Origin of the sequence: Bradyrhizobium sp. 4 (assembly GCF_023100905.1) — a bacterium.
GTDB lineage: Bacteria > Pseudomonadota > Alphaproteobacteria > Rhizobiales > Xanthobacteraceae > Bradyrhizobium.
The window spans coordinates 2448759-2472728 of the sequence record NZ_CP064686.1 but is presented as its reverse complement, the minus strand read 5'-3'; the positions used below and the strand labels follow the sequence as shown (position 1 = coordinate 2472728).

22 protein-coding genes and 1 pseudogene are annotated in these 23970 nt (G+C 63.4%); 12 read left to right on the top strand and 11 right to left on the bottom strand.

What is annotated here, in order from left to right; genetic code table 11:
- Positions 1–147 precede the first annotated feature (147 nt).
- Complete coding sequence (gene dctA, locus IVB45_RS11335) at positions 148–1464, top strand: C4-dicarboxylate transporter DctA (protein WP_247359950.1); 1317 nt, start codon at positions 148–150, stop codon at positions 1462–1464.
- 32 nt (positions 1465–1496) lie between these two features.
- On the top strand, positions 1497–2660 hold the full coding sequence (locus tag IVB45_RS11330; protein ID WP_275992101.1) for a mandelate racemase/muconate lactonizing enzyme family protein: 1164 nt from the start codon (positions 1497–1499) through the stop codon (positions 2658–2660).
- Here the strand turns inward: IVB45_RS11330 and IVB45_RS39055 are convergent.
- Both IVB45_RS39055 and IVB45_RS11325 read right to left on the bottom strand, forming a co-directional pair.
- A pseudogene (locus IVB45_RS39055) lies at positions 2661–2783 on the bottom strand (Ohr subfamily peroxiredoxin); the annotation flags it as partial.
- Positions 2784–2829: 46 nt separating this feature from the next.
- Entirely contained in the window at positions 2830–3708 is an 879-nt protein-coding gene (locus IVB45_RS11325; protein WP_247359951.1) for an SDR family oxidoreductase, read from the bottom strand.
- Positions 3709–3833: 125 nt separating this feature from the next.
- On the opposite strand from IVB45_RS11325, the gene IVB45_RS11320 reads away from it, so the two are divergent.
- Both IVB45_RS11320 and IVB45_RS11315 read left to right on the top strand, forming a co-directional pair.
- Positions 3834–4457: a TetR/AcrR family transcriptional regulator gene (locus tag IVB45_RS11320; RefSeq protein ID WP_247359952.1), complete on the top strand. Its 624-nt coding sequence runs from the start codon at positions 3834–3836 to the stop codon at positions 4455–4457.
- Between the two features lie 345 nt (positions 4458–4802).
- Positions 4803–5720 (top strand): NADP-dependent oxidoreductase, encoded by a 918-nt coding sequence (locus IVB45_RS11315; protein ID WP_247359953.1) that lies wholly within the window; start codon positions 4803–4805, stop codon positions 5718–5720.
- A 134-nt stretch (positions 5721–5854) separates the two neighbouring features.
- On the opposite strand, the gene IVB45_RS11310 is transcribed toward IVB45_RS11315, so the two are convergent.
- The 4 genes from IVB45_RS11310 to IVB45_RS11295 form a co-directional block, all read right to left on the bottom strand.
- A complete protein-coding gene (locus tag IVB45_RS11310) occupies positions 5855–6034 on the bottom strand; it encodes a hypothetical protein (protein ID WP_027568964.1) in 180 nt (59 codons plus the stop codon).
- 463 nt (positions 6035–6497) lie between these two features.
- Positions 6498–6902 (bottom strand): YccF domain-containing protein, encoded by a 405-nt coding sequence (locus tag IVB45_RS11305; RefSeq protein ID WP_027568963.1) that lies wholly within the window; start codon positions 6900–6902, stop codon positions 6498–6500.
- 93 nt (positions 6903–6995) lie between these two features.
- On the bottom strand, positions 6996–8540 hold the full coding sequence (locus tag IVB45_RS11300; RefSeq protein ID WP_247359954.1) for an acyl-CoA synthetase: 1545 nt from the start codon (positions 8538–8540) through the stop codon (positions 6996–6998).
- A 129-nt stretch (positions 8541–8669) separates the two neighbouring features.
- A complete protein-coding gene (locus tag IVB45_RS11295; protein ID WP_018456967.1) occupies positions 8670–9479 on the bottom strand; it encodes a crotonase/enoyl-CoA hydratase family protein in 810 nt (269 codons plus the stop codon).
- A 115-nt stretch (positions 9480–9594) separates the two neighbouring features.
- Here IVB45_RS11295 and IVB45_RS11290 point away from each other — a divergent pair, with 115 nt between their 5' ends.
- Complete coding sequence (locus tag IVB45_RS11290) at positions 9595–10467, top strand: SDR family oxidoreductase (protein ID WP_027568960.1); 873 nt, start codon at positions 9595–9597, stop codon at positions 10465–10467.
- A 219-nt stretch (positions 10468–10686) separates the two neighbouring features.
- Positions 10687–12264 carry a fatty acid--CoA ligase gene (locus IVB45_RS11285; RefSeq protein ID WP_247359955.1) on the top strand — a complete coding sequence of 526 codons (1578 nt, stop codon included), beginning with the start codon at positions 10687–10689 and terminating at the stop codon, positions 12262–12264.
- Positions 12265–12456: 192 nt separating this feature from the next.
- On the opposite strand, the gene IVB45_RS11280 is transcribed toward IVB45_RS11285, so the two are convergent.
- Positions 12457–13731: an acyl-CoA dehydrogenase family protein gene (locus tag IVB45_RS11280; protein WP_247359956.1), complete on the bottom strand. Its 1275-nt coding sequence runs from the start codon at positions 13729–13731 to the stop codon at positions 12457–12459.
- A gap of 208 nt (positions 13732–13939) precedes the next feature.
- On the opposite strand from IVB45_RS11280, the gene IVB45_RS11275 reads away from it, so the two are divergent.
- A complete protein-coding gene (locus IVB45_RS11275; protein WP_027568957.1) occupies positions 13940–14719 on the top strand; it encodes an enoyl-CoA hydratase-related protein in 780 nt (259 codons plus the stop codon).
- 164 nt (positions 14720–14883) lie between these two features.
- Here the strand turns inward: IVB45_RS11275 and IVB45_RS11270 are convergent, their stop codons facing one another.
- From IVB45_RS11270 to IVB45_RS11260, 3 genes are read right to left on the bottom strand one after another with little or no spacing between them, the layout of a single operon-like run.
- Entirely contained in the window at positions 14884–15261 is a 378-nt protein-coding gene (locus IVB45_RS11270; RefSeq protein WP_247288628.1) for a DUF6285 domain-containing protein, read from the bottom strand.
- Positions 15262–15263: 2 nt separating this feature from the next.
- Positions 15264–16250: a phosphotransferase family protein gene (locus IVB45_RS11265; RefSeq protein WP_247359957.1), complete on the bottom strand. Its 987-nt coding sequence runs from the start codon at positions 16248–16250 to the stop codon at positions 15264–15266.
- Positions 16247–17035 carry an enoyl-CoA hydratase/isomerase gene (locus IVB45_RS11260; protein ID WP_027568954.1) on the bottom strand — a complete coding sequence of 263 codons (789 nt, stop codon included), beginning with the start codon at positions 17033–17035 and terminating at the stop codon, positions 16247–16249. The genes IVB45_RS11265 and IVB45_RS11260 overlap by 4 nt, the downstream gene beginning before the upstream one ends.
- A 165-nt stretch (positions 17036–17200) precedes the next feature.
- Between IVB45_RS11260 and IVB45_RS11255 the strand changes: the two genes are divergently transcribed.
- The 3 genes from IVB45_RS11255 to IVB45_RS11245 all read left to right on the top strand — a co-directional run bounded on the left by IVB45_RS11255 (position 17201) and on the right by IVB45_RS11245 (position 19937).
- Positions 17201–17980 (top strand): SDR family oxidoreductase, encoded by a 780-nt coding sequence (locus tag IVB45_RS11255; RefSeq protein WP_247359958.1) that lies wholly within the window; start codon positions 17201–17203, stop codon positions 17978–17980.
- A gap of 25 nt (positions 17981–18005) precedes the next feature.
- The gene (locus IVB45_RS11250) at positions 18006–18386 is read left to right on the top strand and encodes a VOC family protein (RefSeq protein ID WP_027568952.1); all 381 of its coding nucleotides are present in this window, start codon (positions 18006–18008) and stop codon (positions 18384–18386) included.
- A gap of 273 nt (positions 18387–18659) precedes the next feature.
- Positions 18660–19937 carry an acyl-CoA dehydrogenase family protein gene (locus IVB45_RS11245; protein ID WP_027568951.1) on the top strand — a complete coding sequence of 426 codons (1278 nt, stop codon included), beginning with the start codon at positions 18660–18662 and terminating at the stop codon, positions 19935–19937.
- Between the two features lie 51 nt (positions 19938–19988).
- Here IVB45_RS11245 and yghU read toward each other — a convergent pair whose 3' ends face one another.
- A complete protein-coding gene (yghU, locus tag IVB45_RS11240; RefSeq protein WP_247359959.1) occupies positions 19989–20870 on the bottom strand; it encodes a glutathione-dependent disulfide-bond oxidoreductase in 882 nt (293 codons plus the stop codon).
- A gap of 303 nt (positions 20871–21173) precedes the next feature.
- On the opposite strand from yghU, the gene IVB45_RS11235 reads away from it, so the two are divergent.
- Positions 21174–22307 (top strand): nitronate monooxygenase, encoded by a 1134-nt coding sequence (locus tag IVB45_RS11235; protein WP_247359960.1) that lies wholly within the window; start codon positions 21174–21176, stop codon positions 22305–22307.
- Between the two features lie 119 nt (positions 22308–22426).
- Complete coding sequence (locus IVB45_RS11230; protein ID WP_247359961.1) at positions 22427–23944, top strand: acetyl-CoA acetyltransferase; 1518 nt, start codon at positions 22427–22429, stop codon at positions 23942–23944.
- Positions 23945–23970: the final 26 nt, after the last annotated feature.

The following is a 23970-nucleotide window of genomic DNA, read 5'->3' as shown; positions in this document are numbered from 1 at the left end:
CTCCCCGCCTGAAGCCTACGGATCACTGCAGGCTATACAACACCGCAGCAGGACGGAAGTCGTTCCGGACATCGGAGCGGCCCTTTCCAAACAGCTATAGAGGCCGATCCACGGCCCGGCACAGCGCGGCCATCAGGGGAGAAAACATTGAGAAAAGCGCCATCATTCGGACTTTTGAGCGAACTGTATGTGCAGGTCCTCCTTGCCATCCTGCTCGGCGGTTTGGTGGGCTATCTCTGGCCTCAGGTCGGGACGAGCCTTCAGCCGCTCGCCGACGGCTTCATCAAACTGATCAAGATGCTGCTGTCGCCGATCATCTTCGGTACGGTCGTCGTCGGCATAGCCAAGATGAGCGACATCAAGGAAGTCGGCCGGATCGGTGTCAAGTCGCTGATCTACTTCGAGGTCGTCTCGACACTGGCCTTGGTGATCGGCCTGGTCGTCGTCAACGTGATCAAGCCAGGCGTTGGCATGAACATCGACGCCAGCCACATCGATGCGGGATCGATCTCGGCCTACGTAAAGGCCGCTGACGGCAACCACGGTTTCGTGCAGTTCCTACTCGACATCATCCCGACCACGATCGTGGAGGCCTTCGCCAAGGGAATGATGCTGCAGGTCATCCTGATTTCGGTGCTGATCGGCATCGCCATGGTTCAACTCGGCGATTACGGCAAGCCGCTGGTGAACGTGATCGACATCCTGCTGCACGCCCTGTTCCGGATCGTGGCCATGGTGATGCGCCTCGCCCCGCTAGGAGCCGGGGCGGGGGTCGCGTTCACGATCGGGAAGTACGGGATCGCGACGCTCTGGTCGCTCGGCTATCTGATGCTCGGTGTCTACGTCACCACCATTCTCTTCGTCGTCGTGGTGCTCGGCGGCATCGCGACGTGGGCCGGTTTTTCGCTGCCGCAGTTCTTCCGTTACTTCAAGGACGAGATCCTCATCGTCCTGGGCACCTGCTCGACCGAAGCGGTGATGCCGCAGATGCTGGTCAAACTCGAACGGCTCGGTTGCGACAAGACCGTCGTCGGCATGGTGCTGCCCACCGGCTACACGTTCAATGCCGACGGAACGTCGATCTACCTTTCCATGGCCGCCATCTTCGTAGCCCAGGCGACGAACACCGATCTTTCCTTCGGCGACCAGATTGTCCTGCTGGGCGTGCTTCTCCTGACGTCGAAGGGATCCGCTGGCGTCGCTGGCGCCGGATTCGTGACGCTCGCCGCGACCCTCTCTTCGATCCACACCGTTCCCGTAGCCGGGCTCGTTCTACTGCTCGGCGTCGATCGCTTCATGAACGAAGCCCGCGCCGTGACCAACCTGATCGGCAACGGGATCGCGACGATCGCGATCGCCAAGTGGGACGGCGCCTTTGACCAGAAGCAGGCAGCGGAGGCCATGCGCCTTCATGGCAAGGAGCCCATCACAGGCGAATACGAACTTCCCGAGACAACCCACTAACCCGAGTCAGCAACTTAAAACGGAGAATGCCGATGCGTATCGTAGATGTCGTCGAGGCGACCAAGCCAATCTCGTCACCGATCCGGAATGCCTACATCGATTTCTCGAAGATGACGTCCAGCCTCGTCGCCGTCGTAACCGACGTCGTCCGCGACGGGCGGCGAGTGATCGGCTACGGCTTCAATTCGAACGGCCGCTACGGTCAGGGCGGACTGATCCGGGAGCGCTTTCGCGACCGCATTCTGGAAGCCGAACCCGTCAGCCTGCTGAACGACGACGGTACCAATCTCGATCCGCATCGCATCTGGGCGAAGATGATGTCGAACGAGAAGCCCGGCGGTCACGGCGAGCGTTCCGTGGCCGTCGGAACGCTCGATATGGCAATCTGGGATGCGACCGCAAAAATCGCCGGCAAGCCACTTTTCCGCCTGCTGGCCGAAATGAAGGGCAAGGAGGCCAACCCGCGGGTCTTCGTCTACGCTGCCGGCGGCTACTACTATCCCGGCAAGGACAACTCCGCATTGCAGGCAGAAATGCGCGGCTATCTAGACCGCGGCTACAACGTCGTGAAGATGAAGATCGGTGGCGCGTCGATCGACGAGGACCGCGGCCGCATCGAGGCCGTGCTCAAGGAAATCGGGTCGCAGGCCAAGCTCGCCGTCGATGCCAACGGCCGCTTCGATCTCGAGACCGGCATCGCCTATGCCAAAATGCTGCGCCAGTACCCGCTGTTCTGGTATGAGGAGATTGGCGATCCGCTCGACTACGCCCTCCAGGCCGCCGTCGCCGAATTCTATCCCGCTCCGATGGCCACGGGCGAGAATCTGTTTTCGCATCAAGACGCTCGCAACCTGCTCCGCTACGGCGGCATGCGCCCGGACCGCGACTGGCTGCAGTTCGACTGTGCCCTGTCATACGGTCTCGTCGAATATCTCCGGACCCTGGACGTCCTAGCCCAACACGGTTGGTCGCCGTCGCGCTGCATCCCGCACGGTGGTCACCAGATGTCGTTGAACATCGCCGCCGGTCTAGGGCTCGGCGGCAACGAGAGCTACCCGGACCTCTTCCAGCCCTACGGTGGATTCCCGGATTCGGTCCGGGTTCAGGACGGTCACATCGTCATGCCGGACATTCCGGGCATCGGCTTCGAGGGCAAGTCGGATCTCATCAAGATCATGCGCGAACTGGCGGAATAGGCCGGCTGCAAAGAGTTGCTCCGGATTGGTTGCGGCGCCCTTGCCGCCCATCGTCTTGGGAAGCGCCAGCGGAAGCTCGATAATCCCGTCCTCGCTACGGATGCTGCCGCTTCGCCCGCCCATCGCGGTGACCCTGTTGCTGTAAAGTTTGTTCCTCGTCGTCTTCCCGTCAAATCATGCTCGCCATGCCGAGCGCGCGAAGGAGGTCGTTCTGAATCGGGGCGACGGCCTCGTTCAGCCGCTGGACACCGAAATCCATGCCTTCGGGCATCACGACCGTCCGCAGAGGCCGCCGTTCCGTGGCCTCGACCAGATGCGCGATCGCATTCGCGACGCGCTGGGGCTGTGGCGGATTCTGCGGATCGTTTCCATCGTTAGAGTGCTCCTTGATCTGACCCGGGATCGCCGCGACATCGCCATAGGTTTTCAGCACGGCTTGGTCGGAGGGTTCGGGGCTGGATGGAAGAAGGTTGCTCGGGAACGGGCCTGGCTCGACGATGACCGAATCGACGCCGAAGCTCGAAAGCTCGTAGCGGTAGGCTTCCGCGAGGGCTTCGAGCGCGAACTTGCTGGCGGAATAGACACCGAAGAACGGGAAGACCAACCGACCCATGAGCGACGTGACATGGATGAGGACGCCGCCGCCGGCGGCCCGCATGTGCGGCAGAACGGCGCGATCGGTGCGAACGGCGCCGAAGAAGTTCACGGCGAACTGCGCTTCGATATCCTTAACCGTATAGGCTTCCGTGACGCCCACGGGCATCATTCCCGCGTTGTTGACCAGAGCATCGACCCTGCCGTGCTGCCGGACGACATCCGCGATCGCGGCGTTGACGGATTGCTCGTCGGCAACGTCCATCTCCAGGACCTGGAGCGCACGCCCTTCGGCCTTTGCCGCTTCGACAAGCTCGTCGCGAACACGGCTATTTCTTCCTGCGACGTCGCGCATGGCAGCAACCACCGTGTGACCCCGCCTTGCGAGCTCCGAGGCGGTGAGTTTCCCAAAACCACTGCTCGCACCCGTCACAACCACAACTTTTCCGCTCATCTCACGATCTTTCTCTCAAATCCAAGGAACGACGGAACCTATAGACAGACCTGTATGTCTTTGCAATCCCTAAATTGACAGAATAGTCTGTCCAGTGACGCAAACGGCTCCGTTAAGGATGATCGATGGGCACGCTGCTTGATTTCGTGGACGTGGATATTCAACCGCTCGATGCGCTCGCCCCGCGCGAGCGCATTTTGAAGACGGCGTCAGATCTGTTTTACCGGTTCAGCATCAACTCTGTCGGAATCGACCGGCTCATCGCCGAAAGCGGCGTGGCCAAGATGACGTTCTACAAGCACTTTCCCTCGAAGGCCGACCTCATCGCCACCTACCTGCGCTACAAGAGCGCCGTCTGGTTTCAGATGCTTTCGACCTCCACCGAGCGAGCCGGTCTCACGCCAGTGGAGCGCGTTCTCGCTGTTTTCGACGCACTCGAACAACCGCTCCTTGCGCCTTCATTCCGCGGCTGTCCGTTCGCGAAAGGAATGGCCGAATTCGGCCCGGAGGCAAACTCCCCGGGCGTAGAGGCGACCATCGCAGCGTATTTTACAAAGTTGCACGGCTTCGTTGCGTCACTCATTGAGCCCTTGGCATTGAGCAAACCCGAAAGGGCCGTGATCCAGATCCTGTCGCTGTTCGAAGGCTCGCTCGTGATCGCACAGTCAACGCGTGATCCCGCCATCGTCCAGGCTAACCGCGAGGCAGCCAGAGTGTTGCTGGAAAACGGGATCGCCTCGTCGTCCTGATCCGTAGCCCTTGCGAAACCCATCATGCTTCGTCATCGGCGGCCGGTTTGATGGGTTTCGCTGGCGCTCTACTCATCCTACGCGCTCAAGCTAAGCGCCGTCTGAATGCGCTTGGTACAGCCAAAATTTGCAATCTTGGTACTGGATTCATGAGAAGGCGCGACGCATCTAGCTGCTAGTACCGCGACCGAAGCGAACCCGATCGGCAGTCTCAATACGAGCCGGTCAATGCAGACAGCGCAGATCGCGGACACTTCCACACCGCCCGGCAGTTTGTAGATAGCCTTTGTGCTTACGCTGCCAGCAACAGTTGCATCAAGAGACAATGACCGAGGAGGTAATCCCATGAAGGCGATCGTTGTAACGGAACGGGCCGCGGGAACGGCCGGGATGAAGCTGGTGGACCGGCCCGAGCCGCAGGCATCGATAAACGACGTCATCGTTCGGGTTCATGCGTCGGGATTTGTTCCGACCGAGTTGACGTGGCCCTCGACCTGGACCGATCGCCTCGAACGTGACCGAACACCGTCGATCCCTGGGCATGAGTTGGCCGGAGTGGTCTCCGCCCTCGGATATGGCACGACGGGGCTGTCAGTCGGACAGCGGGTGTTCGGCCTCGCGGACTGGTATCGCGACGGCACACTGGCCGAGTATGTGGCGATCGAGGCACGCAACCTTGCACCGCTGCCGGGCGACGTCGACTTTACCGTGGGTGCGAGTCTGCCGATCTCGGGCCTGACGGCCTGGCAAGGGCTGTTCCAACACGGCCGTCTTCAGGCGGGGCAAAGCGTCCTCGCACACGGCGCGGCCGGCGCAGTCGGGTCGATGGTGACGCAACTCGCACGAGAGGCCGGCGCCTACGTCATCGGCTCTGGACGCGCCGCCGACCGTCAGACAGTGCTCGACTTCGGCGCGAAGGAGTTCGTCGACCTCGACAACGACACCCTGAAGGACGTGGGCAAAGTCGATCTGGTGTTCGATGTCATCGGCGGTGACATCCAGAAGCGATCCGCAGCACTGATCCGGGCCGGAGGAACATTGGTGACGATCGTGGGGCCGGCCGAGACGCGGCCCTCCGATGGCCTGGCGGTCGACTTCGTCGTCGAGTCCGATCGGGCCCAACTGAGTGAGATCGTACGGCGGGTGCGGGACGGACGACTGCGGACGAACATCGGCAACGTCTCGACCCTCGACGATGCCGTCGCCGCGTTAAATCCGACCAAGCGACGCAAGGGGAATACGATTATTCGCGTTCGTCCCTGAGGGAGCATGCCCATTGATGCACGCAGCGTGCAGGATGGGCTGAGCCCTTGCGAAACCCATCATGTTTCGTCATTGGCGGACAGTTTGATGGGTTTCGCTCACGCTCTAGCCCATCCTACGAGCTTAGTTGGTCCTCAAGCTCCCGGATGTGCTTCGCGGTCCGCATTAAACGTGATCACCACTCCGATCTCGGGACAATAGTGACGCTTACCAGTGGTGATGGTGCCGCCAGCCATAGTGATGGCCTCGGCCTCTGCCCCAGCCGTAATGATGACCACGGCCGCCGCGATGACCCCAGCCGTGGCCACCGCCATGTCCGTGGCCGCCCTTGACCTCGATGGTGTCAGTCTGAGACGCGCCCAGTGCGTCCGGCTTGGCAACGGGCATCGCCGAAGCAGAGGGTGAGGGTATTAGAGCAACTGACCCCGCCACAAAGCCGATCAAACAAAGCCACTTCATGCAATCGCCTCCCGATAAGAATGAACCAAGGGCCAGCCGCGGCACATTGCGGCCGCGTTCGCGCCCGCTCGTCAACAATGAAGGCGGGAAAAAGTTGCAATGAAACGTGACGCATTGCGGTTTCGCTGGCGCTCTACCCATCCCGCGACCCGAGCAAGCGCCTCGTCCTTCGAGACGACCGCTTCGCGGTCTCCTCAGGATAAGGCTGAGCTGCGTCGGGATTTGTTGCAGGTGCAGCCACGTGTTCCGCCCTCATCCTGAGGGCCCGCCAACGGCGGGCGTCTCGAAAGATGTGCCGCGGGGACGCTTACGACTCCCCTAGGCCGGCACGATCACCTTGCCGATCGGCCAGAGCGCGATGCCCGCGAGCTTGAGGTGGGCCCAAGCGAAGGGAATGCCGATGATGGTGATCGCGAGGGCCAGGGCGGTGAGGAGGTGGCCGAGCGCCAGCCACCAGCCGGCCAGCACGAACCAGATGATGTTGCCGATCACCCCGAGCGGGCCGGTGCCGATATCTTCGACACCGGTGACCTCATAGCGGTTGACCGCCCGCGAGCCGAACGGCATCAGCGTGTAGACCGCAATGTTGAACGCGGCCCGCGCCCAGGGCAGGCCGACGATGGTGATCGCCATGATGACCGCGGCGACCAGCCAGCCGAGCGCCATCCAGGCGCCGCCGATGAGAATCCAGAGCAGGTTGAGCAGGATGGAAACGGGAGCCATGGGATGATCCGCGAGACGATGATCCCGTCTATATAGGCTCGGAATCCGTCGCTGCCAGGATGGTATCGACGCACGCAAAGCGTAGATCGACCGCTAGATCTTCCGCCCCGCCTGCTCCCAATAGGGATCGCGCAGGCGGCGCTTGAAGATCTTGCCGGAATCTTCGCGCGGCAGCCCGGCGCGGATCTCGATGTGTTTTGGCACCTTGTAGTCGGCGAGCGACGCCTTCAGCCGCGCTTGGATATCGCCGGCGTTGAGCGCGATGCCCGGCTGCGGCTCGACCACGGCCATCAACGCCTCGCCGAACTCGGCATCGGGGATGCCGAACACCGCGCAATCATGCACGCCGGGCACGGCGTGCAGCACCGACTCGATTTCGGCCGGGTAAATGTTGACGCCGCCCGAGATCACCATGTCGCGCTTGCGGTCGCAGATGAAGACGTAGCCCTCTTCGTCGATATAGCCGACGTCACCCGAGGTGATGAAGCCGTCGCGATCGATCTCGGCGCGCTTCTCCGGCTTGTTGTGGTAGGTGAAATCGGCCATCCCGGCCATGCGCGAATAGATCTCGCCGATCTCGCCTACGCCCAGCACGCGTCCGTCATCGCCGATGAAGCGCAACTCGGCGCCGGGCGATATTTTGCCGACGGTGCCGGGCTTCCTCAGCGCGTCGTCGGAGGTCGCGAAGGTGACGGCGCTGGATTCGGTCGAGCCGTAGAATTCGTAGATCACCGGCCCCCACCATTCGATCATGGCGCGCTTGACGTCAGCCGGACAGGGTGCTGCGGCATGGATGATATGGCGGAGCGAGGAGACGTCGTATTGCTTGCGCACCTCCTCCGGCAGCTTCATCAGCCGGATGAACATGGTCGGCACCATGAAGATGGTGTCGATCTTGTAGCGCTCGATCAGCTCGAGAAATTCCTCGGGCTCGAAGCGGGGCATCAGCACCAGTGCGCCGCCGAGTTTTCCCGCGCGAATGCCGAACGAGTTCGGCGCGGAGTGATAGAGCGGGCCCGGCAGGATCGTGCGGGCGCCGGGCTTGAGCCCGTAGATCGTCGCGCGCATGCGCTCGCCGGCAGCCGCCTGCTCCGGCGTCGGCGCGTTGCGCCGTACGCCCTTGGGGTGGCCTGTCGTGCCCGAGGTGTAGATCATGTTCATGGGCTGCGGCACGACCGGGCCGTCATAGGGCTGGTGCTCTACGAGCCAGGATTCGAAATCGATCGCGAAGTCCGGCGTCTTCAGATGATCGGGATCGATCTTGTAGCTGGACAGGATCTCCGGCGGCGTCGGCACGCTGAGCACGGTGACGCCTTTCGGGATCGCGTCGCGCAGACTATGCAGCATGTCGGCATGGCCGATCAGCACGGACGTGCTGGTGTCGTTCAGGATGTAATTGATCTCCTCCGGCTTGAAGTGCCAGTTGATCGGTACGCCATAGGCGCCCAGCCGCATCGCTGCATAGGCGGCTTCGATGAAGGCGATATCGTTACGCATCAGCATGCAGACGCAATCGCCCTGCGCCACGCCGATCTTGCTGAGGCCGGCGGCGATGCGGTCGGCACGATCAGCGACCTCGGCATGGGAGCGGCTGCGCCCGCCGGAGACGATGCCGAGGAAATTTGAGGTTTCGCTCATTGTTGTTTTTCTTCGTTGTTGACGTTGCCCCCTCATGGTGAGGAGGCGCAAAGCGCCGTCTCGAACCATGAGAGCCCGTGGCCCATCGCTCGAGACGCCGCTTCGCGGCTCCTCGGGATGAGGTCTGCGCTAATCCGCAAACTTGGGCGCGCGCTTCTCCAGATTGGCACGCACCGCTTCGGTCTGGTTCGCGCTGCCGATCAACTTCTGCTGCTCGACGGACTCGGCGAGTAGCGCGGGGCCCGGATCGACCGAGAGATTGTTGAGCATGCGTTTCGCGGCGCGGATCGCATCGGGGCTTTTTCCCGCGATCTCGCGCGCGACGTCGAGCGCGGCAGCGCGCGGGTCGTCGCAGATGCGCGTGGCGAGACCGTAAGCCATCGCCTCCTGCGCGGAGAAGATGCGGCCGGTGTAGGTGAGATCGCGCAAGATGTCATCGCGCACGAGCGAGGCCAGGATCGGCGTGCCCGCCATGTCGGGCACCAAGCCCCATTTTATTTCCATCACCGACATCCGCGCATCCGGGGTGAGGAAGCGCATGTCGGCGCCGAGCGCGAGCTGGAACCCGCCGCCGAAGGCGACGCCCTGGATTGCCGCGATCACGGGGACCGGAAGCTGGCGCCAGCCCCACACCGCCTGTTGCGCGAAATTCGCCTGGCCGTGCGTGCGTTTGGTGAGGTCGCGATTTTCGCCACCCGGAATTCCGTTGCCGCCCTTCTCTTTCATGGCGGCAAAACGCCCCATGTCGAGACCGGCGCAGAAGGCCCGCCCCTCGCCGGACAGCACGACGACGCGCACACCTTTTTCCTTCGAAAGCCGATCGGTTGCAGCGACAAGGGCCTCGAACATGGCCTGATCCAGCGCATTCATCTTGTCCGCGCGCACCAGGCGCACGTCGGCGACGCCTTCCGAGATCGAGATCGAGACGCGCTCTTCCATGGATGATTCTCCCCTGGTTCCCGGCTGTTCTTGTTCGGTGCCACTTTACAGGACGACGGCGGCCGGATTTAGTCAATCGATCAATTAACCGACAATCACTGCGGGGGAAACAGCCATGTTCAAGGAAAATCTTCTGGCGGGACGGCGCATCCTCGTGACCGGCGGCGGCACCGGGCTCGGCAAGTCGATGGCGGCGCGCTTTCTCCAGCTCGGCGCCGAAGTGCACATCTGCGGCCGGCGCAAGATCGTCTGCGACGAGACCGCGACCGAGCTGATGGCCGAATATGGCGGCCGCGTCACGAGCCACGGCGTCGATATCCGCAACGCGCTCGCGGTCGAGGAGATGATCGAAACCATCTTTCGCGACGGCCCCCTCACCGACCTCATCAACAACGCCGCCGGGAATTTCATCTCGCGCAGCGAGGAGCTGTCGCCGCGCGGCTTCGACGCGGTCGCCAACATCGTCATGCACGGCACGTTCTACGTGACGCATGCGGTCGGCAAGCGCTGGATCGCGTTGAAGCAGCCCGGCAACGTCGTCTCGATCACCACGACCTGGGTGCGCAACGGCTCGCCTTACGTGGTGCCGTCGGCGATGAGCAAGTCGGCGATCCATGCGATGACGATGTCGCTCGCCACCGAATGGGGCCGCTACGGCATCCGGCTGAACACGATCGCGCCGGGTGAGATCCCGACCGAGGGCATGAGCAAGCGCATCAAACCCGGCGACGAAGCCGGCGCGCGCACCAAGGCGATGAACCCGATGGGCCGCGTCGGCACCATGGAGGAATTGCAGAACGTCGCCGTGTTCCTGATCTCCGGCGGCTGCGACTGGATCTCCGGCGAGACCATCGCCATGGACGGCGCGCAGGCGCTCGCGATGGGCGGCAATTTCTACCAGCTCCGCGACTGGAGCGACGACGACTGGAAAACCGCGCGCGAGAGCATCATGGCGCAGAACGAGAAGGATCGTGCGAAGCGGGGGTAATTGCTGTCGTCCCGGCGAAGGCCGGGACCCATACACACCAAATCTTGTTTGGCGAAGATTGGTCATGGCCAGTCTTCGCCAAATTGCGTTTTGTGGCTATGGGTCCTGGCTTTCGCCAGGACGACGACGTTGAAGCCATGGCGTACCTTCCCCGTCTTGTCTTCCCCTGCGGATGACGCCACACTCCGCGACATAAGAACAAGACGATATGGGAGAAACATGACCACACAGCCATTGGCCAATCTCGCCGACATGGTGCGCGAGCGCGCGACGAGCCGCGGCAACGCGATCGCCTTCGAGTTCGAGGGGCGCGCCACCAGCTTTGCCGAATTCGACGTCAAGACGAATAAAGTGGCCAATGCGCTGATCGCGATGGGCGTGAGACGCGGCGAGCGCATCGCCTATCTCGGCAAGAACAGCGACATCTATTTCGAGCTGCTGCTGGGCGCCATGAAGGCCGGCGTGGTGATGGCGCCGGTGAATTGGCGGCTCGCGGGTCCGGAGGTCGCCTTCATCGTTGGCGACTGCAAAGCGCCGATGCTGTTCGTGGGACCTGAGTTCATCACCCAGGTCCGCCAGATCAAGGATCAGTTGCCGGGCGTGCGCAGCGTCATCACCACCGAAGGCGGCGCGCCGGAATGGTCTGACTTTGCGGCGTGGCGCAATGCACAGAGTGGCGATGATCCCAAGGTGCCGATCGACACGAAGGACATCGCGATTCAGCTCTATACGTCGGGTACGACAGGCAAGCCGAAGGGCGCGATGCTGTCGCATGCGAACTTCCTCAACCTCGTGCAAACCGGCAATGCCGCGGACAAGCCGGAATGGAACCGGTGGTCTTCCGACGATGTGTCGCTGGTCGCGATGCCGATCTTCCATATCGGCGGCTCCGGCTGGGGCGTGATGGGGCTCTATCACGGCGCCCGCGGCGTGATCGCGCGCGAGTTCGATCCGACAAAAGTTCTGGATTTTTTCGAACAGTCGGGCATCACAAAGCTGTTCATGGTGCCCGCCGCGATGCAGTTCGTGGTGCGGCAGCCGCGCGCTAGGACTGTCGATTTCTCGCGGTTGAAATACATGCTGTACGGCGCCTCCCCCATTCCGGCAGCGCTGCTGAAGGAATGCATCGAGATCTTCAAATGCGGCTTCGTGCAGATGTACGGCATGACCGAGACCACCGGCACCATCGTCGCGCTGCCGCCGGAGGATCATATCGAGGGGCTGGAGCGAATGCGTTCGGCCGGCAAGGCGCTGCCGGGTGTCGAGATCGCGATCCTCGATGTCGACGGCAAGCCGCTGCCGCCGCGCGAGGTCGGCGAGATCGCGACACGCTCGGGCTCCAACATGGCAGGCTACTGGAACCTGCCGGAAGCGACCGCCACGACGCTACGCGGCGACGGCTGGCTGCGCACGGGTGATGCCGGCTACATGGACGAGGACGGCTATCTCTATATCCACGACCGCATCAAGGACATGATCATCTCCGGCGGCGAGAACATCTACCCGGCCGAGGTCGAGAGCGCGCTATGCGATCATCCCGACGTTGCGGAAGCTGCCGTGATCGGCATACCCGACGACAAATGGGGCGAGGCGGTGAAGGCCGTGGTGGTGATGAAGCCCGGCAAGCAAGCGACCGCCATTGACATCATCAACTTCACCCGCGAGCGCATCGCCGGGTTCAAGACGCCGAAGAGCGTGGAGTTCCTGCCGGCATTGCCGCGGAATCCGTCGGGCAAGATCTTGCGGCGGCAGTTGAGGGAGCCGTATTGGGCGGGGAAGAACCGGCGGGTCAATTAGGCTCGCTTTGAGAAGCGATCGTCGGGAGCTCCGCCCAAGGCGACATCTCTGGATTGCTTCGCTTCGCTCGCAATGACGGTGTGGAGGCAGATGCGCGCCTCTCTCCTCCGTCATTGCGAGGAGCCCTTGCGACGAAGCAATCCAGATTGTCTCTCTGGAAAGACTTTGGATCGCTCCGCTCGCGACAATCCTCTAATGCTTCCCGGGCCCCATATAACCGAACAAAAATCCCGCCACTTTGCGGATCTGGATCTCCTCGCTGCCCTCGGTGATGCGATAGCGGCGGTGGTGGCGGTAGATGTGCTCGAACGGCTTGTGGCGTGAGTAGCCCATGCCGCCGTGGACCTGCATGGCGCGGTCGGCGGATTCGCAACAGAGGCGGTTTGCCCAGTAGTTGCACATCGAGACGCGGTCGGAGAGCGTGCGCTCGATCTGCTCCTCGGTGAGCTTGTCCATTTCCCAGGCGGTCTTGCGGATCAACAGGCGCAGCATCTCGGCCTGGGTCGCAAGCTCGACCAGCGGGAACTGGATCGCCTGGTTCTCGGCCAGCGCCTTGCCGAACGGTTTTCGCTCGCGCGCATACTTCACGCTCTCGTTGATGCAATAAACAGCCGCGCCGAGCGAACTCGCCGCCTGCCGGATGCGGTTCTGGTGGACGAAGCACTGTGCCAGCGACAGGCCGCGGCCGACCTCGCCGAACAGCGCGTCCTCCGGTACGAACACGTCGGTGAAGCTGACGCGGGGATGATCGGTCGGCATGTTGAAGGTCCACATGTACTCTTCGATCTTCACGCCATGGCTCTTGGCTGGAACCAGGAAGCAGGTGATGCCGCGCGCATCGCCGTCATTGCCCGAGGTCCGCGCGAACAGCGCGCAGTGGGTAGCGACGTGCATGCCGGTGGTCCACATCTTCTCGCCGTTGATGATCCAGCCCTTGACGTTGTCCCGGGTCGCCGGCACCGCGCGCGTTTCCATGTGGGTGGCATCGGAGCCATGATTGGGCTCGGTCAGGCCGAAGGTGATGCGGTACTTGCCCTTGATCGAGCCGTCGATCATCGCCTTCTGGTCGTCGCGTCCATAGCGATCGAGCATGGTGGCGACAGGGAAATTGCCGACGATGGAATGCTCGTTCTGGAGATCGTTGTGCAGACCGAGCCCCTTGGCTGCAAAGTGTTCGCGGATCACGGCCATCCAGAGGTTGGAGCCATCCTTGCCGCCATATTGCTTCGGCACCGGAAAGCGCAGATGGCTGGCGGCGTCCGCGAGATCCTTGGCCTTGCGCAGCAGCGCTTCCCATTCGTGCCGCGGCAGGCCGCCATTCTCGAAATCGGTGCGCGCCCATTCGCGGCGATGGTCGAAGAAGCGGATGTTGTCGTCGGCTTCCTCCAGCGGCTTGATCTCGCGTTCGATGAAACGGTCGAGCTCTGCGAGATAGGCGACGAGATCGGCAGGCAATGAGAAATCCACGGCTCTCTCCCGGGTGTTTTTTCGTTTTGCGTTAAGGCGCTGGGCGCAGCTTTACTTCGCACGATTAAGGTGAGAAGAGCGCCGCCAAGTCAAGCAATGCGAGGCGTGTGAGAGGCGCAAGGCGTGCCCGCGCAATTCGATGGTGTTGAAACGCGCCTGCGCGCTAGTATGGCCGCAATATTCCTTCACGAGAAAATGCGGAGCGACCATGGAGCTGAAGTTCTCAAAGGTGGAACGCAAGGGGCCGATCACGATCGTCACACTGTCGCGGCCCGAGGTCTACAACGCGCTGCACACCGACGCGCATTTCGAGCTGCAAAAAGTATTTGACGATTTCTCCGCCGATCCCGAGCAGTGGATCGCGGTCGTCACCGGTAGCGGCGACAAGGCGTTCTGCGCCGGCAACGATCTGAAGTGGCAGGCGGCCGGCGGCAAGCGCGGCTGGGACAAGGGTGGCTTTGCCGGCCTCACCGCGCGCTTCGACTGCGACAAGCCGATCATTGCCGCGGTCAACGGCGTCGCCATGGGCGGCGGTTTCGAGATCGCGTTGGCCTGCGACCTCATCATTGCCTCGGAGAACGCGACCTTCGCCCTGCCCGAGCCGCGCGTTGGGCTGGCCGCGCTTGCCGGAGGCCTGCACCGGCTGCCGCGCCAGATCGGGTTGAAGCGCGCCATGGGCATGATCCTCACCGCGCGCCATGTCAGCGCCAAGGAGGGCCACGAGCTCGGCTTCGTCAACGAGGTGGTGCCGCAGGGCGAGGCGCTCACGGCCGCGCTGCGCTGGGCCGAGATGATCACCAAGAATTCGCCGATGTCGATCCGCGCATCGAAGCAGGCGATCCAGAAGGGCCTCGGCGTGTCGCTGGAGCAGGCGATCGAGGAGCAGCGGGAATATCCGGCGGTGAAGGCGATGGTGGCCTCGCAGGACTACATCGAGGGCCCGAAGGCGTTTGCGGAGAAGCGACCTCCGAAATGGGTGGGGAAGTAGGGCGGTCTCTCTCCGCCCGTCACGACTCCCAACACCACCGGTGTCATGCCCCGGCTTGACCCGGGCATCCAGTACGCCGCGGCTTCTCAGCCCAATCACTGCCGTCTCTGGAATACTGGATCGCCCGCCTTCGCGGGCGATGACCGCGGAGAATTAGGCGCCGCTTACCCGTCTCGCCCCAACTCGCGCTTGTACGATGCATAACTCGGCTGGTCGACGGCAAGTTTGTCCATCGTCGTCTGCCACAGATGCTCGGCGAGGCCCGGCGTTGCCAGATCGACCTCGCCTTTGGCGATGCGCTCGGCGAGCGCGCGGTTCAGGTCCGTGACCGAGCCGTCCATGCCGAGCAACCCGCGCAGCCGCGCCACCTCCGCAGCATCGCTCCCCTCCTCCCGCGTCAACTGCCGTGTCACGAGATCGAGGATGTTGATGGCGACGCGCAGCTTGAAGGCCTGGTGGCCGGAGATCAGCGGCGTGATGTCGTTGCGGAGGAAATCGGCGACTGACTTGGTCAGCTCGATCGGGGTCGGCTCGTCCTGCATGGTCAACTCCCCCGCGGCGCGAGCAGCCGCAACAGATCGATCTCGGTCTCGGAAGCGCGACGGCCGATCATGGCGCGTTCCATCGAATGGTCCGGACTTTCGCGAAAGCGCTGCATCATGCCGCCGCACATGATGCCCCAGCGCAGCGTGCCCATCACTTCCCAGAATTTGACACGAGATGGATCGACCTTCCGCCCAGCCGCCTCATAGCCGGCGAACAGCTCCTCACGCGAGCCAAAGCCGCCGACCGGCTTGTCGATCTCGCCAAAGCGCCAGGAGTTGACGCAGACCCAGCCGAGATCCTCCATGGGATCGCCGAGATGGGCGAGCTCCCAGTCCAGCACCGCACGCACGCCGTCGGCACCGATGATGAGATTGCCGTTGCGGAAATCGCCATGCACCAGCGTCGTCTCGCCGGCGGGACCCGGGTCCTGGTCGCGCAGCCAGCGCAGCGCCAATTCGAACACCGGCTTTGGCCAGTCCAGGCTGCGATAATCGCGTTCGAACTCGCCGATCTCCTGGCTCGCGGACCGGCTGCGCAGCTTGGGCAATTTGTCGCTTGGTAGCCTGTGCAGCTTCGCGAGCACGCCGCCGATCTGCCGTGCGAGACGCGGCCGCGCCGCGGCGAACTCGTCGTCGCGCAGGATCTTGCGCGCGATGGTTTCGCCCTCGACCCGCTGCATGATGAAGCCGGTGCCGAGATCGTCGTCGGGCACCAGCACATGCATCACGCGCGGCGACGGCACGCCGGCCTCATAGGCGAGCTTCATCAGTTGCGCTTCGGCGGCAAGACCCGCCGCGCGCGTCGGCGCCGCGCCATAGCCTTTCGGCGAGCGGCGCAAGATCGCACCGATCGGCCCGTCGGGATGCACGATGTCGAAGCGCCAGGTCTCCTGGCTGGCGCCGCCGGACAGCTTGGCCGCGCCGGTCACGCCGGTCGCCCCCTTGCACCAGCGCGCAACGCTGCGGGAGAGCTCGGGCTCGATCATTTGCCCTTGAACTGCGCGGGGCGCTTCTCCAGGAACGCGCCGACGCCTTCGCGGAAATCATCCGTGTCGCCGGCGCGGAGCTGGCATTGGAATTCGAGATTGAGCTGATCCTCGAAGGAATTTTCCGGGCTGTCCCAGTAGAGCTTGCGGATCAGCGACAGCGCGACCGTCGGGCCGCTGGCGAGGTCGCGCGCGAGCTTCATCGCCTCCTCCATCAGCACGCCGTCATCATAGACGCGGTTGACGAGGCCCCATTCCAGCGCCTTCTCGGCGGGAAGTCGCTCGCCCATCAGCGACAATTCGATCGAGCGGGCCTTGCCGATCAGCCGCGGCAAGAGCCAGGTCGAGCCGCAATCCGGCACGAGGCCGATACGGCGGAAGGCTTGCAGGAAATAGGACGAGCGCGCGCACAGGATCATGTCGCCGAGCAGCGCGAAGCTCATGCCGGCGCCGGCCGCCGGGCCGTTGACCGCAGTTACGATCGGGCAATGCAGATTGCGGATGCGGCGCAGGAAGGGATGAAAGCCGGTCTCGAGCGTCAGGCCGGCCTTGGTCTTCTTCGACTGGTTATTGCGGCCCTGCAGATTGGCGCCGGTGCAGAACGCCCGTCCCGCGCCGGTGAGCACGACGCAGCGCACCTCGTCCTTCTTTTCCTCGATCGCGTCGAGCGCTTCCGCGAGACCGCCCAGCATGTCGACGGAGACCGCGTTCATCACCTCCTGATGGTCGAGCTTGAGGATCGCGACCGAACCATCGAGATCGAGCGTGACGTGTTTGAACTGCATGGTTTCCTCGTGAGTTGCGGCCTGCACCAGTTTCGCAGACCGGAATTGCTTTTGCCGGGGCGCATATTTGATTTTTGGCGCGGTCTTGTCCATGGTGATCAGAGCATAGCAAGCAATCTTGCGCGCAGCGGCTGATGCGCGCCAAGCAAAAACAGGAAGCGCGCCATGAACCTTTTCGACCTTTCAGGACGGGTCGCCGTGATCACCGGCGGCAATGGCGGGATCGGACTCGGCATCGCGCAGGCGCTCGCCGGCCAGGGCTGCAACGTCTCGATCTGGGGCCGCAATCCTGACAAGAACAGCAGCGCTGCCGCGAGCCTGGCGGGCTCGCCCGGCAAGGTCGACGCGCGGGTCTGCGACGTCACCGACCCGGCCTCGGTCAATGCCGCGATGAAGGCCACGCTTGACACATTCGGCCGCGTCGACGGCTGCTTCGCCAATGCCGGCATCGGCGGCGGCGGCCGGCGCTCCTTCATCGAACGCACCGAAGAGGAATGGCGCACAATGTTTGCGACCAATCTCGACGGCGTGTTCCACGCGTTCCAGACGGCCGCAAAACACATGACCCAGCGCGCCGAGGCGGGCGATCCCTTCGGCCGGCTGGTGGCGACCTCGAGCCTCGCCTCGATCTTCGGCACCGCCCGCAACGAGCACTACGCGGCGACCAAGGCCGCGATCAACGCGCTGGTCCGCGCGCTCGGCGTCGAGCTGGCGCGCCACGGCGTCACCGCGAATGCGATCCTGCCCGGCTGGATCAAGAGCGACATGACGTCGGGCCTGATGGCTAACGAAAAATTCGTGGCCAACGTGATGCCGCGAATTCCGGTGCGGCGCTTCGGCGAGGCCAGCGATTTCGGCGGCATCGCGGTGTATCTGATGAGCAAGGCGTCGTCGTACCACACGGCGGATACGTTCGTGATCGACGGCGGTTATACGGCGTTTTGATTTTCATAATGAGGGGAACGGGCACATGTTTTCACACGTCATGATCGGCACCAACGACCTCGACAAGGCCAAGGCCTTTTACGACAATTTGCTGTCCACGCTCGAGGTGCGGCCGGCGCGCGTCGACGGCCATCGCATCTTTTACATCACCAAGACCGGCGTGTTCTCGGTCACAAAGCCGATCAACGGCGAAGCGGCGACGCCTGCGAATGGCGGCACCATCGGCTTTGCCGCCAACTCGCCGGAGCAGGTCAATGCATGGCATACGGCCGGCATCGCTGCCGGCGGCATTCCCTGCGAAGATCCTCCCGGCATCCGCCAAGGCCCCGGCGTCAATCTCTATATCGCGTATTTGCGCGACCTGGATGGCAACAAAATCTGCGCGATGCATCGGATGGCGAACTGAGCCAGCCGCAAGCACCACTGTCATGCCCCGGCTTGACCGGGGCATCCAGTACGCCGCGGCTTCTTCATGAATCACCGACGTCACGGAGTACTGGATCGTACGATCAAGTCGGGCGATGACAGCGAGAATGCAGCCCCATTCAAACAACATTTCAAACGCCCGCGATATTCCATCGCATGGCAGGGCTCGCGTTGAAAAAATGCGCGCTCGCACTTTGGCGACGCTGCGACTATTCTCGCGTCCAACACGATCTCAGCGCCCCCGGGAGGAACAATGACAAAACACACCTATATTCCCCGCACCACCAACTACACCCTCAATCCCGGCGACGAGCTCAACGACCTCAGGATGTCGGACCAGGTCCGGCCGCTCTATGATCACGTCAGGAAGTTCATCCGCGACACCGTCGAGCCGATGTCGATCGAGTTCGCCAAGGCCGGCGAAGGCAAGCAAGACCGCTGGAGCTTCACGCCGAAGCAGCTCGAGGTGCTGGAGAAGGCCAAGAACAAGGCCAAGCAGGAAGGCCTCTGGAACTTCTTCCTGCCCGACGACGAGACCGGCCAGGGCCTGAAGAATCTCGACTACGCCTATATCGCCTCCGAGCTCGGCAAGAGCCCGCTGGCCTCGGAGAGCATGAACTGCTCGGCGCCTGATACCGGCAACATGGAGGTGCTAGAGCGCGTCGGCACCAAGGAGCAGAAGGAGAAGTGGCTGAAGCCGCTCATGAACGGCGAGATCCGCTCGGCCTATGTCATGACCGAGCCGAACGTCGCCTCCTCCGATGCCAAGAACATCTCGACGAGTGCAAAGCTCGTCGGCGACGAATGGGTCATCAACGGCGAGAAGTATTACATCTCCGGCGTCGGCGATCCCCGTTGCAAGATCCTCATCGTGATGGTGAAGACCAATCCGGATGCGGCGCCGAGCAAGCAGCAGTCGCAGATCCTGGTGCCGCGCGACACGCCCGGCGTCGAGGTGCTCGGCCCCATGTACGTGTTCGGCCAGGACCACGCGCCGCGCGGCCACATGCATATGCGCTTCAACAATGTGCGCGTGCCCAAGGAGAACATTCTGCTCGGCGAAGGCCGCGGCTTCGAGATCTCGCAGCTTCGGCTGGGCCCGGGCCGCATCCATCACTGCATGCGCACCATCGGCAAGGCGGAGAAGGCGCTCGATTTGATGGTGCAGCGTGGCCTCACCCGCGAAGCCTTCGGCAAGAAGATCGCCCATCTCGGCGGCAATATGCAGATCATCGCGCAGGCGCGCTGCGAGATCGAGGCGATGCGGCTGATGGTGCTGAAGGCCGCCAAGGCCATGGACGTGCTCGGCAACAAGGAGGCTCGCGTCTGGGTCTCCATGGTCAAGGCCATGGTGCCGGAGCGAGCTTGCAAGATCATCGACCAGTCGATCCAGATGCACGGCGCCACCGGCATCTCGCACTGGACCCCGCTCGCCGAAATGTACCAGGATGTCCGCCATCTGCGCTTCGCGGACGGTCCGGACGAGGTGCACTGGATGGTGGTGGGACGCCACGAGCTGAGCATGGCGTAAGGCCCGGCCTCTCCCTCTCCTCGTTCTCACGGGGAGAGGGCGCTAACCGCCCTATGACGCGGCGACCTCGCCGATCTTGTCCTGCGTCTTGGTCTCGAAATCGCCGGCATCATGCCGCTCGTGGAGCTGGCTGGCGGGATCGCCGGAGACGCGGTTGACCATGCGGCCGCGCTTGACGGCCGGGCGCTTGGCGATCTGGTCGGTCCAGCGCTGCACGTGCTTGTAGTCCTGCACCGAGAGGAATTCGCCGGCGCCATAGACCAGCCCCTTGGCGAGCGCGCCGTACCAGGGCCATACCGCCATGTCGGCGATGGTGTATTCGCTGCCGGCGAGATATTCGTTGTCGGCGAGCCGGCGGTCGAGCACGTCGAGCTGGCGCTTGGTCTCCATTGCGAAACGGTCGATGGCATATTCGATCTTGGTCGGCGCGTAGGCGTAGAAATGGCCGAAGCCACCGCCGAGATAGGGCGCGCTGCCCATCTGCCAGAACAGCCACGACATCGCCTCGGTGCGGCTCTTGATGTCCTTCGGCAGGAACGCGCCGAACTTTTCCGCGAGGTAGAAGAGGATGGAGCCGGACTCGAACACCCGGATCGACTCCGGGCCGGAGCGGTCCAGCAGCGCCGGGATCTTGGAATTCGGATTGATGTCGACAAAACCGCTGCCGAACTGGTCGCCGTTGCCGATCTTGATGAGCCAGGCGTCGTATTCCGCGCCCTTGTGGCCGAGCGCCAGAAGCTCCTCCAGCATAACCGTGACCTTCACCCCGTTCGGCGTCGCCAGCGAATAGAGCTGGAAGGGATGCTTGCCGACCGGCAGCTCCTTGTCATGGGTGGGACCGGCGATGGGACGGTTGATACTGGCGAACTGTCCGCCGTTCTCCTTGTTCCAGGTCCAGACCTTGGGCGGCACGTAGGCGGGGGCGTCGGTCATGAGAAGGCTCCGGCGAAAAAGATGCGTCTGCATTAATTAGCCCACGGACGGCCGATGGCAAGCCCTGCCGGCCCTGCGTCCGGCGCGGGCCTCGAGGCCGCGTCATGCATCCGACGTTGCCGAGCACGGGCATCACGAGAATCCGCATCTGTCGAGCCGGGCGTACGGCTTCGCGCAATACGGCGTGTGCACGCAAGATGCGCTGCCAAATCCGGATTGGCATTGCGCAAGACGATGGTCTAGCGTCGATGAGCCTTCGCTCAAGATTGCAATGACAGCAACGCGAGGCCGCCGGAGGGAACGATGAAATCGCCGATCTGCGACATGCTGGGCATCGATTTCCCCCTGCTCGCCTTCAGCCATTGCCGCGATGTCGTCGCCGCCGTCAGCCGCGCCGGCGGATTTGGCGTGTTAGGTGCGACCGTGCACACGCCGGATACGCTGGAGCGCGAGCTGAGATGGATCGACGATCACGTCGACGGCAAGCCCTACGGCATCGATGTGCTGATCCCCGAAAACATCTCGACTGCGGGCGAGAAGGACGTCACCTGGAAGAGCCTTGAAGCACGCGTGCCGCAGGCGCATCGCGACTACACGCGCGATCTCCTGAAGACATACGACATCGAACTCACGACCACCGAGGTCGCCGACAATCAGCCGCAGCCGTTCGATGGCAGGACCGCGTTGGAGCTGCTGGAGGTCTCGTTCAAGCACCCGATCCGCCTGATCGCCAATGCCTTGGGTGTGCCGCCGAAGGCGATGATCGAGATGGGCAGGAAACACGGCGTGCCGGTCGCGGCGCTGGTCGGCGCCAAGGAGCACGCGCTGCGCCAGGTCGCGGCCGGCGTCGATATCCTCGTGGTCCAGGGCACCGAGGCCGGCGGCCATTGCGGCGAGGTCTCGACCATGGTGCTGGTGCCGGAGGTGATCAAGGCGATCAAGAATATCCGCGACGTGCCGGTGCTGGCGGCCGGCGGCATCATGACCGGACGGCAGATGGCGGCCTGCATGGCGATGGGCGCGGCCGGCGCCTGGACCGGCTCGGTGTGGCTTGCCACCGTCGAGGCCGAGACCACGGAGACCTTTCGCGAGAAGATGATCGCGGCATCGTCGCGCGATGCGGTGCGCTCGAAGGGCCGCACCGGAAAGCCGGCGCGGCAGCTTCGTTCGGTCTGGACCGACGCCTGGGACCGCGCACCTGAGAGCCCCGGCGCATTGCCGATGCCGCTGCAAAGCATCGTCAGCCGCGACGCCTTCAACGCGATCGACCGCGCGGCGGCGGGCGGCAACGCGAAGGCCCGCGATCTCGTGAGTTACTTCGTCGGCCAGGGCGTCGGGCTGATCGACAGCGTGAAATCGGCCGGCGCGGTGGTGCAGGAGTTCAAGGAAGAGTTTGCCGAAGCCGTCGAGCACATGAATGCGCTGGTGGCGGAGTGATTGCCACATACCGTCATTGCGAGCGCAGCGAAGCAATCCAGACTACCATCGCGGAAAAACCCTGGATTGCTTCGCTGCGCTCGCAATGACGAAACAACTGACACATCGTGAATTGAAGCATGACAGATAAGAAACATACCCCCGAAGACCGCATCCCCGTCATCGTCGGCGTCGGCGAGATTATCGACCGCCCCAAGGAGATCACCGATGGCCTCGAGCCGCTCGACCTGCTCGAACAGGCCTTGCTGCGCGCGGAAGCTGATGCCGGCGCAAGGCTGCTCGGCGAGGTGCAATCGCTCGACGTCGTCAACTTCCTGAGCTGGCGCTATCGCGATCCGGAGCAGCTGCTGGCGCAACGGCTCGGCATCACGCCTGCGCATTGCTATTACGGTCCCGTCGGCGGCGAGAGCCCGATCCGCTACATCCACGAGGCAGCAAAGCGCATTGCGCGCGGTGAATGCAGGGTTGCCGCGGTGTGCGGCGCGGAGGCACAGTCGACGGCGACCAAGGCGGAGCGCGCCGGCGCGAAGCTGCCATGGACGCCGTTCGCCCATGACGTCGAGGAGCCGAAACGCGGCGCGGCGTTCCAGAAACCCTTGGCCGTGAAGCTCGGCGTGTTCCGACCCGTGACGGTCTATCCGTTCTATGAAGCGGCATCGTCCGCCCATTGGGGCCAGACACCGCGCGAGGCGATGGCAGAGTCGGGTACACTCTGGTCACGCTATTCCGAGGCCGCTGCGCAAAATCCCAACGCCTGGCTGAAGCGGCGCTATACGCCCGATGAAATCACGACGCCGACGGCAGACAACCGCCTGATCGCCTGGCCCTACAACAAGCTGATGGTTGCCAACCCGAGCGTCAACATGGGCGGCGCGCTGCTGCTCACCAGCCTCACCAAGGCGCGTGCGGCAGGCATCGCCGAGGACAAGCTGGTCTATCCACTCGGCGGCGCCTCGGCGGAAGAACCGCGCGACTATCTCCTCCGCGACCAGTTTTACGAGAGCCATCCGCAGAACGCCGTCTTGAAGGCTGCGATGGATCTCGCCGGCGGCGACGGCAAGAAATTCGATGCGATAGAGCTCTATAGCTGCTTCCCGTGCGTGCCCAAGATGGCGCGGCGGACGCTGGGCCTGGGTGCGGACGTGAAGCCGACCGTAACAGGCGGCCTCACCTTCTTCGGTGCGCCGCTCAACACCTACATGACCCATGCCGCCTGCGCGATGGTGCGGCGTGTGCGCGACGGCGCAACGCTCGGCCTGCTCTACGGCCAGGGCGGCTTCGTCACCAAGCATCATGCGCTGGTGGTATCGAAGGCGGCGCCGCGTGAAGCATTGGCACAGGAGACGAGCGTGCAAGCGGCGGCAGACAGCAACAAGCGCGCGGTGCCGGAGTTCGTCACGGCGGCCTCAGGCAAGGGCAAGGTCGAGAGCTTTACGGTGCTCTACGGCCGGAGCGGCGATGTCGAGCATGGCGTGGTGATGCTGCGGACCGAAGATGACAGGCGCACACTGGCGCGAATTCCCGCGAGCGATACCGCGACACTGGCGCATCTGCTCGACTTGAACAGGACGCCGGTGGGTTCGCTGGGCGAGATCGCGATGGCTGCGGATGGCGTGCCGGAGTGGCGGGTGGCGTAGCTCTCGTAGGGTGGGCAAAGGCGCTC